The organism is Brevibacillus sp. JNUCC-41 (assembly GCF_014844095.1).
GTDB classification, from domain to species: domain Bacteria; phylum Bacillota; class Bacilli; order Bacillales; family DSM-1321; genus Peribacillus; species Peribacillus aracenensis.
Genome location: NZ_CP062163.1, coordinates 1,131,106 through 1,143,878, shown reverse-complemented (window position 1 = coordinate 1,143,878; position 12,773 = coordinate 1,131,106). Strand labels below are relative to the sequence as shown.

The window sequence follows — 12,773 nt, the reverse complement described above, 5'->3', positions numbered from 1 at the left end:
GTCTTTTTAATTATTTATGCGGAAATAAATTGGTGTTTCTTCCTTTATTTTGAAACTTTATCATCCGTAATCCGTATATGATGTGAATGATAGTAGTGAACGTGAAAAACCAAGAAAGCCACATTTAAGAAAACGCCATTTGAAATGGATGGGGTTAGCGGTCGTTGTTAGGTTTCCTCATAATATTAAGATTCTTTTATTTAAATTTGATTAAGGGAAGGAATATAGAAGCAATAGAATACTTATAAATAGTATAGAAAATGTATTAGTAATATTTTTTAATGGCTCTTTTCGTTAAGATTGTTGTTTTTAAAACGAAACGATTTAAGGTTGATTGGAGCGGAAGTGCGAGACTCCTGCGGAAGCAGCGGGACAGGTGAGACCCCACAGGCGCTTACGCCGAGGAGGCTCACCGCCCGCCCCGCGGAAAGCGAGCATCTGGAGGGGAAATCAACCACACCACATTACTTGGTAAATAGCAACAAAGTATGCGAAAACAGCCTTTTTAATAGAACAAATATTCAAATGGCAATAGAACTACTTAACTAACATGTACTAGCCCTTAGAAAGGATGCTTTCATTCATGGAAATAAGGAAACCAACTGGATTATGAACTTCAAAAAGTTGTTCACTTTCGCCACGGATAGTAATTAACCGTCCTAAAGCTTATATCTATTAGTGTTAGGCCTATTTAAAGGGGGGATAAAAAAGTGATTGAAGCAATAATTAGTTTTCTTATTATTGTAATGTTGATCATTGCGTTCACATACGGTCTCATAATACAAATACGGCAAATAGTTAGTATCAGGAAGGGAAAAAAATCGCAGTATGCACATTACAAGCGGCTACTGATTGGAAACTATCTGGTTTGCCTATCTTATTCAGGTTTTCTTTTTTCTTATATTTTGAATTCATTATTGGCATCCCGTATTATACCGGCTTCATTTATTACAAGTGATAATACTAGTTTTTGCTGTTTCAGTTTTCTTGCCATTCTATTAATCGCTAAATTTGGGATTATTCCAAGGGAAAATGAACAAGTTCAATTACAAGAATACATAGTTGAGAAAGAGGAAATATGAAGAAAATTTCGCTTACCTTATTAATCGTATGTATATCGATCACCTTTTTGTTGAATTTTGCCCTGCCTGAATTTGCTGGCAAAATGAAAGATAATATAAGTTCCATGAATATCCTTTATTCATACAGTGTCACAAAAACATTCTCGGAACAAATCCAAGATACGATCGAAATCGCATCCGTGCCGTCAGGGAAAACCGAGAACAGGAACGGCAATTTCCGAAGTGATGTTAAGCTTGAGGGCACGCCGCTGAATATTAAAAGTGTAGTGAAAGAGAGCTTGAATAAGCCCCAAGGGTATAACACTAAAGAAAAGTTAACCGGTCCGGAAAAAGGGTTTTCATACCGGAAATATTATCTTACCAAAAATTATGATAAAGGAAGATATACAGTCATCCGGACGAATAAAATAACGGGAAAAGAAAAAGTGTATGTCGGAACTTACTATGAGCCGAGCACGCAAGATCCTATCGTCAAATGGTCACGTGATGAAAAATGACTGACAATACCATTTCATGAAAAGTTGAGTGTTTATATGGAAAAAACAGTGAAGATCGAGGAGTATAATCCTGATTGGGTTAGTGAATTTCAACAGGAAAAAGCGAGGATAATGGAGGTAGTAAAGAACGATTCTCTTTGTGTTGAGCATATTGGAAGTACGTCCGTCAAAGGATTGGGAGCAAAACCGATTTTGGACATCATGGTTGGCGTCCATCATTTAGCTGAAGCTGACATGTTCATTGAACCCTTGAAATCGATTGGGTATGAATTTGTCCTGCATAAGGAGTTTCCCGAAAGGCGTTTTTTTAGAAAAGGTCAATGGAGAGCGGGAACACACCATTTGCATATCTTGAATACGGAAGTGAACAGTGGAAGAATCAACTTTCATTCAGGGACTATCTAAGAAGCCATCCTGACATACGAAGACAATATCAGGAATTAAAATTATCCTTAGCTCAAAAGCATCCTGCTGATATAGTGGGGTACACGAAAGCAAAAGAGCCATTTATATTAAGTGTCATAGAATCAGCAAATGAAGAAAACGACATAAATTATAACTGCCAGGAACGTCTAAAAGGAGGCTTTCATGAGAAAGGTAGAGGTCGTACCATATAGGAAAGAATGGTCCAAGCTATTTCATGATGAATGCGAAAAATTACAGGGTATTTTCGGGCCTGAGTTGATAAAGTTATACCATATTGGCAGTACGGCCATTCCGGCCATCCATGCCAAGCCAGTAATAGATATTTTGGCAGTGGTAAAAGATGTGGAATGTGTCGCTGATTTCAATAAAGAGATGCATGAGATAGGGTATGATGCCAGGGGGGAGAACGGAATCGCTGGACGGCGGTTTTTTTGTAAAGGCGGGGATGAGAGGACGCACCATATCCACTTGTTTCAAAAAGGACATTACGAAATAGCCAGACACCTCGCTTTTAGGGATTATTTGATGGCACACCCTGGGGAAGCACAAAGGTATAGCAGGCTAAAGCAGCGCTTGGCAGCGGAATTTCCAGATGATATAAAAGGATACGTAAACGGGAAAGATGATTTCATAAAAAAGAGTGATGAAAGAGCGAAACATTGGGCGGCGTCCTTGAATGAGGGGGATCATCATGTTAATGAAGTGGATTAAATGCCAAGTGAATGAGGAAAACAAGCGTTCATTCTCAAAAGCACAAGAGGGATGGGGGGAATTGCGCCATTGCGCTGGCTTCATGGGACAAATCGGAGGGTGGAATAGAAACGAACCCTTTGAAGCAGGCATTCTCTCCATTTGGAAAGATCTCCAATCCTATCAAAGTTTCATGCAGCATCAGCATGATGAAATATTAGGAAAGAGTGGCCAAGGAAGTACATATACAAATATTTCTGTCGATATCTACGAGAAAATATTCAATATAGGAACAACAGACATGACAGCGTTTTTTTGCAAGGGGAAATTACTTCGGGTGGCTGACTGTTCTGTTGAAAATGATAAAACAGCCGGATTTGAGCAGGTGCAAAAGGACATATGGAACAAAGGGATGACACCGGGCATGCTGTCTGGTGCAATCGGAAAAGGACAATCCGGGAGGTGCCTGGCCGCCTCATTATGGGACAATGAATATTTACATCAACGTTATGTGGATAAGGAATTGGCTGCCCTGATAAGAGAAGCGGGAGTGATTGAATTGCATCCAAAGTGGGCGGTCATTTAGAATCAAACATTATCAGTCCATCAATTTTGGATGATCAATGGCGTCTTGGTTTGCAGTGGAATGTAAGAAGGACATTTCAACGCTCCCAAATATTCTACAGAAGGTGATTACAAATGAAACTAGATTATGATTCACAGTACATCAGGGGCATCTACCTGAATAGAGACCGAATATATTCGTATGACCATTTCCCCCTTGACCTGCCGGTTATCAAGCACCTTCAAGAAGTGGCTTTTCATCCCAGTGTTACCTATGTTATCGGGGAAAATGGAATGGGGAAGTCCACCTTGCTTGAAGGCATTGCGATTGCGTATGGCTTCAATCCGGAAGGCGGAACGTTGAATTTCAATTTTTCCAATTATGATTCACATTCCAATTTGGACGAATACCTCCGTTTGAAAAAAGGCGTGTACAAACCGAAGGATCATTTTTTCTTTAGGGCGGAAACCTTTTATAATTTAGCTACCAATATTGAGGAATTGGACAGGGAGGCATCGTCGGGACGGAAGATCATCGATTCCTTCGGTGGAAAGTCACTTCACCAGCAATCTCATGGGGAATCGTTTTTTTCAGCTTTTGTAGAACGATTTCAAGGCAATGGATTGTATATCCTCGATGAACCTGAAGCTGCTTTGTCGCCATTGAGACAAATATCGATGCTCGCCAGGATAAATGAGCTTGTTCAACAAGGATCCCAATTCATCATTTCCACCCATTCCCCGATCATCATGGCCTACCCGGATGCTAAAATCCTCCAAATTTCAGATGAGGGTATGAGTGAAGTGACTTTAGAGGAGTCCAATCACTATTTGCTGATGAAACAGTTTTTTGAAGATAAAGATCGGCTGCTGCATCATCTATTCGAATGAGTTTTTAGCCTCTCCTTTAAAAAAGCCCAATTGCACTGCGCATCCGGGCTTTTCATTTTGTTGAAATTCATTATTGACAGTTCAAGTGTATTACGTGTATAGTACATCTATAAGGTGTATGAACCACATAGTACATACACACAAGACATTATGCATATCAGACTTTTTAAAATAAATAGGGGGTGGTTTTAATGAACGTAAATACCCGGGAACCGGTATATCTGCAAGTCGTTAGGCATTTTAAAGAACAAATAGCCATAGGCAAATTCGTGGCCGGACAGGAAATTCCCTCCCGAAGAGAACTGGCGGCTACACTGAACATAAATCCTAATACCGCTCAAAAAGCGTATAAAGAAATGGAGGAACAGGGCTTGATTCATACTGAAAGAAATTTTCCCAGTCAGATCACGACGAATGAAACAATTTTACAGGCTGTGAGGCAGGAATTGATTTTGGCAGCCGTCGATACGTTTGTCGACGCGATTCGTCCGATTAATGTACCAGTCGATGAGTTGCTTCGTGTCGTTAAAGAAAAATATTCGGAAGAAATAAGGGAGGAGGAAGGAAAATGATCGAGGTAAAACGAGTTTCCAAAAATTATGGCCGTAAAAAAATATTGGACGGTGTGTCCTTCACCGCGAATAAAGGCGAAGTCACCTGTCTGATCGGGATAAATGGCGTCGGTAAAACGACCACACTCAAAGCAATCATGGGCTTGACGCCATATAAAGGGGAAATCCTGATCGATGATCAAAAGATGACTAAGGATAGTTATGAAAAAATCACCTTCATTCCGGACGCACCGACGATGCTTCCGCAAATGACGGTAAAACAGGCAATGGTTTTCATGGAGGATTTCTATCATTCATGGAATCAGGAAAGGGCCCTTCAATTGCTAGAATTCTTCAAGCTGAAAGAGGAAAGCCGCATTTCGGAATTGTCCAAAGGCAATACGGCTAAGCTTAACTTGATGCTGGGACTGTCCCTTGACGTGGATTATGTGCTGATGGACGAACCATTTTCGGGAATTGATATGTTTAGCCGCGAGCAAATTGCCGATGTCTTTGCGAGCCACCTGATTGAAGATAGAGGAGTCATCATCACGACCCATGAAATCGGTGATATTGAACATTTGATCGATAAGGTCATTTTATTAGATAACGGTACAGTGCTTAAAGAGTTCAATACAGAAGAAATGCGGGAAGAGGAAGGAAAATCGGTAGTCGATGTAATGAGAGAGGTGTATCAAGCATGATGCGATATATAAAACTAGTGAACTTTGAAATCAACCGTTTCAGTAAAATCTATCTTAGCTTATTGTTGATCACCTTGGTTTCGCAATTTGCCGGAGTGATCATCGTAACGAAGAGCCTTCTTAATGATGCCAGGGATATCATGAAAGAAGAAAGACTATCTGAAGCCGCTTATATTACCAATTATGGAGGCATTGATTTTAGCCATATCGCCCATTCTCTCTTTTTTGTAGGACCGATAGCGCTGAGTGCGGTTGCCCTAATTTTTTACATTTTCCTTATTTGGTATCGTGATTGGTTTGGAAAGAATACGTTCATCTATCGTCTATTGATGTTACCAACATCCAGATTATCGATCTACCTTTCAAAAGCTACGGCCATCTTCCTGATGGTATTAGGGTTGATTGCTTTCCAGATCATCATGTTACCAATGGAAAATGCGCTATTTAATTCAAATGTGCCACAAGCGCTCTTGAATGAAATGTCAACTTACGGCATTACGAAACTCATTCCGATTTTGTCATTGATCATCCCAAGCACGTTCACGCAATTCCTGATTTCCTATGGCATCGGTCTTATGATCATGTCGATATTATTCACGGCGATCATGTTTGAAAGAAGTTTCCGCATAAAAGGAATCATAATGGGCTTGTTATATTGCGGAATCGCTGCTGTGTTGTTTTTAGCCCCAGTTTTAATGGAAATCGGGAATTTCTATTTCTATCCTAATGAATTATTTGGCCTGATGCTCGCAATAGGGATCATTTTGACAGGATTATCAGTTTGGCTTGGTTCATGGTTATTGAAAAACCGCGTTACCGTATAAAAACAATCAAATAAGGAGAGTGAACAAGGTGAAACGTTATTTATGCAGCATCATTATTAGCTTGGTTGTCCTCTTAAGCATCGGGACCTATTATGTCAAAGTAGCTTCCTCCGCTTCCAGCCTTCCAAGGTATACATTCAAGACGATTGAAGGCAGCGATAAAGAGCTTGATCCGGTCATCGTACAAGCAACACTTGAAAATGGTCATTTTTATGAACCATTGACGATTGAATCCAATCGAACCACATATGGCAGCGATAGGCCATTATGGTCTGACAGATATGATCATCAAATTGAAAGATTAATAAAAGAACATCGTTCGTTTATGCGAGGCAAGGGTTCCATTAGTTCTTTATATGAAGACGATGATTTTCTGGCTTACGCTTGGGTGAATAGCGAATTTACGAATAACGGCAAAATGGAAGCGGAGTTAGATATCGGTTTACTGGAGAAGAAAGACGAAGGAGAAACTTCTTTCCAAGTTGAACTTCCCCATCAAGAAAGAATCATGAATGTTGATGTCAGGGATGTGCAGTTGGTCCATTCAAAACTACAGGTGTTAACGATGATTGATGTGAATTCAAACAATGAGAAGCAAACGAAAGAAGTTCATCTGTATACGATCGATGTAGCTAATAAAAAAGTCTTGAGTGATAAAACCCTTTTATCTGAAACCTTTACTTACCCTAATCAAGTTGATTTTGAAATGCCAATTGATGTTGCTCCTTCCCAGCCGAACAGCATGGTATTAATTTCGTTAATTAAAGGAGTAAATCATGAGGAGGGTCCCTTTGAGGAAAAACTAAAAGAAAGCAAGCTGATATCATATAATTATGAAACGGAAAAATTAGAAACGGTTAAAAAAGGACCGCTTAGCCTGGACATGGCAAGATCAGGATATGCAGACGGGAAAAATCTATATACAGTTGAAATGAAATCAGGAAAATATCGCATTAAAACATTTGACCTTAGCAGTCAAACGTTAACGAATGATACGGAGCTGGATATAGCTGCTAATGAGGAAGAACGATATACCGCTGCCTTTAAAAACGGGCGTGTGTACTTCCTGTTAAACGAAATGAATCAAGAAGGCGCATCAAACAAGCCTGCCAAACTTCTGATAGCCGATTTAAAGACTGGAAAGACTTTATATAAAGGTGAAACAGTCAAAAATAAAAAGAACAGCAAAAGTTTTGGACTTTATGTTGATGAATTGGAAATAAAATAAGGATCTGCCATCTATCAAAAGCTTTAAATGAAAAAGGGGTATCCTCCAATGGGATATCCCTTTTTTTTGATAATATTTAAATGGAAGCCAGATTCGCTCTAGCTGCACGTTCCTTCTTGCCGTGCAAGAAGTAGTAAAGGACGGAGGTTGCGATGACCACAACGCCCAGGATGACATAAAGTGTGCTATAACCCGTTACTGGAATGATGAATCCGAGAATATAAGGGCCGAATCCAAGTCCTGCATCAAGCATGATAAAGAAGGTGGACGTTGCCATCCCCATTCGGTGAGGTGGTGTAAGTTTAACGGCAATCGCCTGCGAGCTTGATTGCATATTACCGAATCCAAGGCCGATAAGGAAACCAGCTGCAAGTAAAGTGAAACTATTGGTTGTGATACTTAAAAGCAGCAAGCCGATCCCGAAAAGCATGAACGCCGGATACATAATGAAGTTCGATCCTTTCCGGTCCATTAACGGTCCTGAGAAAGGACGCGATAACAATACAGCTACTGCGTAAACGACAAAGAAGAAGCTTGCTGTATTGACCAGATTAATTTCGATGGCATAGAAGCTGATGAAAGAAAGGACGCTGGAATAACAGAATGCCAATAACAGAGTAATGATTGAAATGGGCAGTGCCTTAGGTTCAATGAAATTGGAAAGCTTGAATCCTTTGCTTTCCGTAACTTTTGCCGTCACTTTCAATGCCGGGACATATAGGAAGAATGCAGTAATTAAAGAAATCACCCCTAAAGCCAGGCAGAAACTGAAAATCACTTGGAAGCTTGTATGTTGAGCCATATACAGACCGATGAAAGGACCGATTGCCGTCGCAAGTGTCGCGCTCATGCTGTAATAGCCGATGCCTTCTCCCTTTCGAGTTGCCGGGATGATCTGCGCGACGATCGTTCCCGTCGCAGTACTGGCCATTCCCATCGCCATCCCATGGATCAGGCGGTTAACAAGCAGGAAGCCAATTCCTAGGTCCACAAAATATAGAAGGGTTGTCAAAGTGAAAAAGATCAAACCGATGAATAATGTTTTCTTACGGCCGATTGAATCAATGAAACGGCCAATGAACAAACGTCCGATTAACGTCCCGATAATAAAAATACCCGATATGAGTCCGGCTTGGCTTGTAGAAGCATCCAATTCATTAACAGCATAGATGGCAAGTGTGACCATCAGTAAATAAAAGATTAATGTTATGAAAAAATTGATGGACGAAACGATGACAAAGTCCTTCGTCCACAGTCTAGGTCTTGATTGATCCATGTTATTATCTCCTTACTTTATAATGTTATTTCTTATTTCGCCCATGATGCGTATGGCTGCGAGTTGTTCCTCTTCAGTAATCCCCTTCAAGATGTCCTGTTCGTATTGATCGATTGTCACGCGGACTTCACTGTAGATCTTTGAGCCAAGCTCCGTAAGCCGCATTCTTTTCTCGCGTTTATCTTTGCTGGGTACATGCTCGACATATCCCAGCTCTTCCAAACGGGTAATGGTCCTCGTAATCGTGGGTTTTTCCACACTTTGATAATTGGCAAGCTCTACTAGCGTTGCCGAACCATAATTGAATAAGAAATGTAAAATGGACCATTGGGCCCTGTGTAAGTCATGCTTGTTCAGCTGGATATTAAGATTATTTTCAAACGGACGGTACAACAGCAAAAATTGCTGAAAGAACTTTTGGTAAGTCTCTATCAGAAACACCCCTTATATATAATATATAGTTACCTTTAGTAATTGTTACCCTGGGTAACTATAATAACAAAATAAATCCTTTCTGTCCACTCGGATTTGAAGCGATTAGTTAAATTTGGTTTTTAGTTAAATTGAATGGGAATATAGGAATAGGAGATGATGTAAACATGTATAAACCTATGATCGCGTTGCTTGCCGCAGCAACCATGCTAACTGCTTGCAATAATGACAAAGCGGATGAAAACAAGGGGAAATCTGTACAAACAACAGAAGAAAATCAAACCAATACTGAAAATGAACAACAAAAGCAACCCTCGCAAACGGAAACTCAAGCAAATCCTAAACATGAGAAGTGGTCTTCTTTGCCTGAATATGACAAAATCATCGAGCAAATCGGCAACGGAGACTATACCTTCAATAAGGAAACGGATAACGATGATAAACGAGTTTTCCTTATTGAGCTGAACGGTGAAAAACAATATAAAACTGTTTTCGTCAAAAATACCAACCGCCTGAAAATTATCAAAATAAATGGCGGCGGAGAGCTTTATGACGAAATCTTAAAATAAGTGGACCTGCGTAAGTGTTGTATAGAGACCTTTATTGGTATTGATAAAGGGGTCGGGGGAAAAGGGTTGTAATGCAACAGCCCTTTTTTGTTCTGCAGGGATTTTCATGAGCTGAATGTTTCAAATTTAAATTGGACCGTTGATTTTTGGGGCTGGTTTTTGGAGGAAATGAATTATGAGCCATTCCAAGGAAAGCGGGAAGAGTTGGAGATTGGATGATATGTACATTGGTTTTGTACAATCGGAAACAAGGTATCTTGACATTCCTATCATCGGGGACGAGTGGGTTTTAACCATTTAGCCTTTCACGCCACCTCCCGTCATCAGGTTGATGAGATCACCAGAAAATTAAGGGACAGAGGAATTACCATCCTCTATGCTGACAAGTACCCATTCGCCGGTGGGAAGGAACATTATGCTGTTTACTCTGAAGGCCCAGATAGGATGAAAGTTGAATTGGCGGCACCTTAAGTATTTTCGTTAATTGGTAAGATGAAGGAAAATGGCATAGCAACTGCACTATATGATAAATAAGAACTAACGACATCCATCTTTAGCATTAGCTAGCGCCTTTATCAGGTGTAGGAATAATTATTATAAGAATAGGGATAAGAATTGCCGTTTCCATGTTTCGGATTTTTCTCGTGTTCCTCGTGTTTAATGTGTTCAACCTCAAGGGTAATGGCATGAAGTAATATAAATGCACCAATAACTTGAATCCAGCTACCGATCAATAGAATCTGTTCTCCAATTACACTTTTTTCGTTTAAAACGTAAATATTACCGATCGCTGCTAAAAAAGAGCCTAAGGAAATGAAGCTATTTCCTATAATCGCAAGTTCCCTATAGGATGAATCCTCTTCAAGAAATGCACCTACTGCTTCAAAAGCTGCACCAAGCCCTTGGACGCCGCTGCCAAGGGCATCTATTTTTGTTCCCTCTTCCTCAGCACCATTCAGTTCAATACTTACTCCAACTGCATTTGTACTATTACCAGCAGCCTCAAGCCAAGCACCGAAGATGGTATATATTTGAGCTAGCTCCCTCTCTGGTTTTAACAGCTTAGTTCTCCCGATGGCTTGCAACGAATTTCCGAATGCTTCAATCGCATTTCCTTTTACGATTAAATCTTTCCCCTGATCGCTGTGGGTGAAAGTTTGCTGGGTCTGCCCGGTTGTATCAATAAGTGAACCAATAAATAGTATCCATGCTCCCGAAAGAAGAAGATCTTCTCCACGTATAGTCATATTCCCAAACACTCCTTAAAAGAGGGTAGATTATATTATTCAGGAAAAAGTGTTTGTTTACATATTGCTTTACCGGCATATTTAAATACAAACCATTTATTGGTATAATGGCAGCTGGAGGAGATGATATTGACTTTTAACAATTTGTTGCAAATGATTATCACTGCATTTTTCTTCATGGTTTTTACGTTCTGTACCTGGTATGAAGGCAGCGAAATTATGGATAAGCCTTGGGAATGGAAGTATTCCACGCATTTCACACAAGAAAATGATGTTCAGGCGATGGAGGCAAAGGATATTTCGAATTTAGATCATTTCGTGTATGCCGCTAAATTCAAACCGCTATTTCCATTTCTTATGGTCCTTGCCGCATCGTACTTAATCATACTTACGGGATATATCCTATTTAAAAGAAGTATTAAAAAAATGGCTCTTTTCCTGTTGGGATTGGGTGTCCTTTTTCTGCTTTCAAATGGTATTGTATCCAATTCCCCGACTGTGGGAGGGAATATCTTTCAAGCTTTCTTTCTGATAAGCGGTATGATGGCCGTAATAGGTGCAGCGTTATATTATTTCCTGATGCCAACAGGATTACATACTGAAGTTTAAAGTTAAAAAGCTGCCGATGTGGCAGCTTTTTTTTTTGGCTCTTTTCGTAAAGATTGTTTTTTTAAAACGAAACTATTTAAGGTTGATTGGAGCGGAAGTGCGAGACTCCTGCGGGAGCAGCGGGATAGGTGAGACCCCACAGGCGTTTACGCCGAGGAGGCTCACCGCCCGTCCCGTGGAAAGCGAGCATCTGGAGGGGAAATCAACCACACCGCACTACTTGGTAAATAGCAATAAAGTATGCGAAAACAGCTTTTTTTTTTGCAAAATATTGATGGAAGATGACATAAAATAACGAAAAATAATAGTCATTTTTGCGAAATTCTTAGATTGAACTTCACCGAAATATAGCTTACGGTTAGTATATTACCAGCGGTGGACCCATATCGGTTCAGACCTTTAAAAAATAAATCATACCGTTTCCGGTAAAGAAGTGTGAGGCAGTTAGAAAAGGTTTTCCAGTGATTGAAGAAATAAAGTGAAAAGGTGATAAGATGTCAGGCAAAATCAAAATTGAACAGCCAAAGATCCCTCAAGACTTAACTCAAGCGAACTTTCAGGAAATATATTATCAAGATGAGCCCTATCTGGATTCATGTTTGATAACCAATTGTACGATCGATAGAGAAAAGATGGACAAAATCGTATTATCCCAGGTCGTTTTTAAAAATGTGACATTCAGCGATGTATCATTCAGGAATATCGAGCTGACGGATGTCATTTTCGATCATTGCGATTTGACGAATGCCGATTTCATGGGCGGCTCGATTCATCGGGTGGAATTCAAAGAATCCAAACTATTAGGCATTAACCTGTCTGACGCGAGTTTAGGGAATGTCTACTTTGAGAATTGCAACTTGAATTTAAGTGCTTTTGGTTATTCCAGTTTAAAGCAAGTGAAGTTCGATCATTGCTCATTGGAAAGTGCTGATTTTTATGAGTGTAAATTCATCAAAGTGAAGTTCGAAACATGTAGATTAAATGAAGTGAACTTTTCCCGGACACCGCTCAAAGGAATTGATATTAGCAGTTCTGCATTTCAAAGGCTTACCGTTTCCATGGAAGATTTAAAGGGATGCGAAGTTTCCCCGGACCAAGCGATCGTATTTGCAGCCATGCTGGGCCTGAAAATTAAAGAGTGAAACCTTTTAAAATGAAAAAATGACTCAATGTTGCTGACACG

Annotated in this window: 15 protein-coding genes and 2 pseudogenes; 14 read left to right on the top strand and 3 right to left on the bottom strand. The window is 40.0% G+C overall.

The annotated features are described in order from the left end of the window. The first annotated feature begins 710 nt into the window (after nt 1–710). From JNUCC41_RS05660 to JNUCC41_RS05610, 10 genes and pseudogenes are all read left to right on the top strand, one after another. Entirely contained in the window at nt 711–1,082 is a 372-nt protein-coding gene (locus tag JNUCC41_RS05660) for a hypothetical protein (RefSeq protein WP_192206765.1), read from the top strand. Beyond that, complete coding sequence (locus JNUCC41_RS05655) at nt 1,079–1,579, top strand: hypothetical protein (RefSeq protein ID WP_192206764.1); 501 nt, start codon at nt 1,079–1,081, stop codon at nt 1,577–1,579. Before JNUCC41_RS05660 ends, JNUCC41_RS05655 begins: the two co-directional genes overlap by 4 nt. 36 nt (nt 1,580–1,615) lie before the next feature. Then, nucleotides 1,616–2,196 (top strand): annotated as a pseudogene (locus JNUCC41_RS26670) (GrpB family protein). Next, nucleotides 2,168–2,716 carry a GrpB family protein gene (locus JNUCC41_RS05640; RefSeq protein WP_192206761.1) on the top strand — a complete coding sequence of 183 codons (549 nt, stop codon included), beginning with the start codon at nt 2,168–2,170 and terminating at the stop codon, nt 2,714–2,716. Before JNUCC41_RS26670 ends, JNUCC41_RS05640 begins: the two are co-directional and overlap by 29 nt. Further along, nucleotides 2,697–3,281, top strand: a complete 585-nt coding sequence (locus tag JNUCC41_RS05635) for a YdbC family protein (protein WP_192206760.1) — start codon at nt 2,697–2,699, stop codon at nt 3,279–3,281. Before JNUCC41_RS05640 ends, JNUCC41_RS05635 begins: the two co-directional genes overlap by 20 nt. Before the next feature lie 113 nt (nt 3,282–3,394). Beyond that, nucleotides 3,395–4,150: an AAA family ATPase gene (locus tag JNUCC41_RS05630; RefSeq protein WP_192206759.1), complete on the top strand. Its 756-nt coding sequence runs from the start codon at nt 3,395–3,397 to the stop codon at nt 4,148–4,150. A 191-nt stretch (nt 4,151–4,341) separates the two neighbouring features. Continuing rightward, nucleotides 4,342–4,722 (top strand): GntR family transcriptional regulator, encoded by a 381-nt coding sequence (locus JNUCC41_RS05625; RefSeq protein WP_192206758.1) that lies wholly within the window; start codon nt 4,342–4,344, stop codon nt 4,720–4,722. Then, nucleotides 4,719–5,405: an ABC transporter ATP-binding protein gene (locus JNUCC41_RS05620; RefSeq protein WP_192206757.1), complete on the top strand. Its 687-nt coding sequence runs from the start codon at nt 4,719–4,721 to the stop codon at nt 5,403–5,405. The genes JNUCC41_RS05625 and JNUCC41_RS05620 overlap by 4 nt, the downstream gene beginning before the upstream one ends. Continuing rightward, nucleotides 5,402–6,229 (top strand): hypothetical protein, encoded by an 828-nt coding sequence (locus JNUCC41_RS05615; protein ID WP_192206756.1) that lies wholly within the window; start codon nt 5,402–5,404, stop codon nt 6,227–6,229. Before JNUCC41_RS05620 ends, JNUCC41_RS05615 begins: the two co-directional genes overlap by 4 nt. Before the next feature lie 28 nt (nt 6,230–6,257). Continuing rightward, a complete protein-coding gene (locus tag JNUCC41_RS05610; protein ID WP_192206755.1) occupies nt 6,258–7,457 on the top strand; it encodes a hypothetical protein in 1,200 nt (399 codons plus the stop codon). A 76-nt stretch (nt 7,458–7,533) separates the two neighbouring features. On the opposite strand, the gene JNUCC41_RS05605 is transcribed toward JNUCC41_RS05610, so the two are convergent. Both JNUCC41_RS05605 and JNUCC41_RS05600 read right to left on the bottom strand, forming a co-directional pair. Then, complete coding sequence (locus tag JNUCC41_RS05605; RefSeq protein ID WP_192206754.1) at nt 7,534–8,733, bottom strand: MFS transporter; 1,200 nt, start codon at nt 8,731–8,733, stop codon at nt 7,534–7,536. A 12-nt stretch (nt 8,734–8,745) separates the two neighbouring features. Continuing rightward, a complete protein-coding gene (locus JNUCC41_RS05600; protein WP_228467633.1) occupies nt 8,746–9,132 on the bottom strand; it encodes a MarR family winged helix-turn-helix transcriptional regulator in 387 nt (128 codons plus the stop codon). A gap of 200 nt (nt 9,133–9,332) precedes the next feature. On the opposite strand from JNUCC41_RS05600, the gene JNUCC41_RS05595 reads away from it, so the two are divergent. Together JNUCC41_RS05595 and JNUCC41_RS05590 are read left to right on the top strand one after the other, a co-directional pair. After that, on the top strand, nt 9,333–9,734 hold the full coding sequence (locus JNUCC41_RS05595; RefSeq protein ID WP_192206753.1) for a hypothetical protein: 402 nt from the start codon (nt 9,333–9,335) through the stop codon (nt 9,732–9,734). Between the two features lie 168 nt (nt 9,735–9,902). Continuing rightward, nucleotides 9,903–10,205, top strand: a pseudogene (locus JNUCC41_RS05590) (VOC family protein). A 104-nt stretch (nt 10,206–10,309) separates the two neighbouring features. On the opposite strand, the gene JNUCC41_RS05585 reads toward JNUCC41_RS05590, so the two are convergent. Next, a complete protein-coding gene (locus tag JNUCC41_RS05585; protein WP_192206752.1) occupies nt 10,310–10,981 on the bottom strand; it encodes a DUF6944 family repetitive protein in 672 nt (223 codons plus the stop codon). 129 nt (nt 10,982–11,110) lie between these two features. On the opposite strand from JNUCC41_RS05585, the gene JNUCC41_RS05580 reads away from it, so the two are divergent. Both JNUCC41_RS05580 and JNUCC41_RS05575 read left to right on the top strand, forming a co-directional pair. After that, nucleotides 11,111–11,590, top strand: a complete 480-nt coding sequence (locus tag JNUCC41_RS05580; RefSeq protein WP_192206751.1) for a DUF4306 domain-containing protein — start codon at nt 11,111–11,113, stop codon at nt 11,588–11,590. 494 nt (nt 11,591–12,084) lie between these two features. Next, a complete protein-coding gene (locus tag JNUCC41_RS05575; RefSeq protein ID WP_192206750.1) occupies nt 12,085–12,732 on the top strand; it encodes a pentapeptide repeat-containing protein in 648 nt (215 codons plus the stop codon). The last annotated feature ends 41 nt before the right edge of the window (nt 12,733–12,773 follow it).

Bases quoted from the DNA above. Each gene is read 5' to 3' on its own strand.
- JNUCC41_RS05595 (WP_192206753.1), top strand. From the start codon at position 9,333: ATGTATAAACCTATGATCGCGTTGCTTGCCGCAGCAACCATGCTAACT.
- JNUCC41_RS05635 (WP_192206760.1), top strand. From the start codon at position 2,697: ATGTTAATGAAGTGGATTAAATGCCAAGTGAATGAGGAAAACAAGCGT.
- JNUCC41_RS05640 (WP_192206761.1), top strand. From the start codon at position 2,168: ATGAGAAAGGTAGAGGTCGTACCATATAGGAAAGAATGGTCCAAGCTA.
- JNUCC41_RS05585 (WP_192206752.1), bottom strand. From the start codon at position 10,981: ATGACTATACGTGGAGAAGATCTTCTTCTTTCGGGAGCATGGATACTA.
- JNUCC41_RS05605 (WP_192206754.1), bottom strand. From the start codon at position 8,733: ATGGATCAATCAAGACCTAGACTGTGGACGAAGGACTTTGTCATCGTT.
- JNUCC41_RS05575 (WP_192206750.1), top strand. From the start codon at position 12,085: ATGTCAGGCAAAATCAAAATTGAACAGCCAAAGATCCCTCAAGACTTA.
- JNUCC41_RS05620 (WP_192206757.1), top strand. From the start codon at position 4,719: ATGATCGAGGTAAAACGAGTTTCCAAAAATTATGGCCGTAAAAAAATA.
- JNUCC41_RS05615 (WP_192206756.1), top strand. From the start codon at position 5,402: ATGATGCGATATATAAAACTAGTGAACTTTGAAATCAACCGTTTCAGT.
- JNUCC41_RS05625 (WP_192206758.1), top strand. From the start codon at position 4,342: ATGAACGTAAATACCCGGGAACCGGTATATCTGCAAGTCGTTAGGCAT.
- JNUCC41_RS05630 (WP_192206759.1), top strand. From the start codon at position 3,395: ATGAAACTAGATTATGATTCACAGTACATCAGGGGCATCTACCTGAAT.
- JNUCC41_RS05655 (WP_192206764.1), top strand. From the start codon at position 1,079: ATGAAGAAAATTTCGCTTACCTTATTAATCGTATGTATATCGATCACC.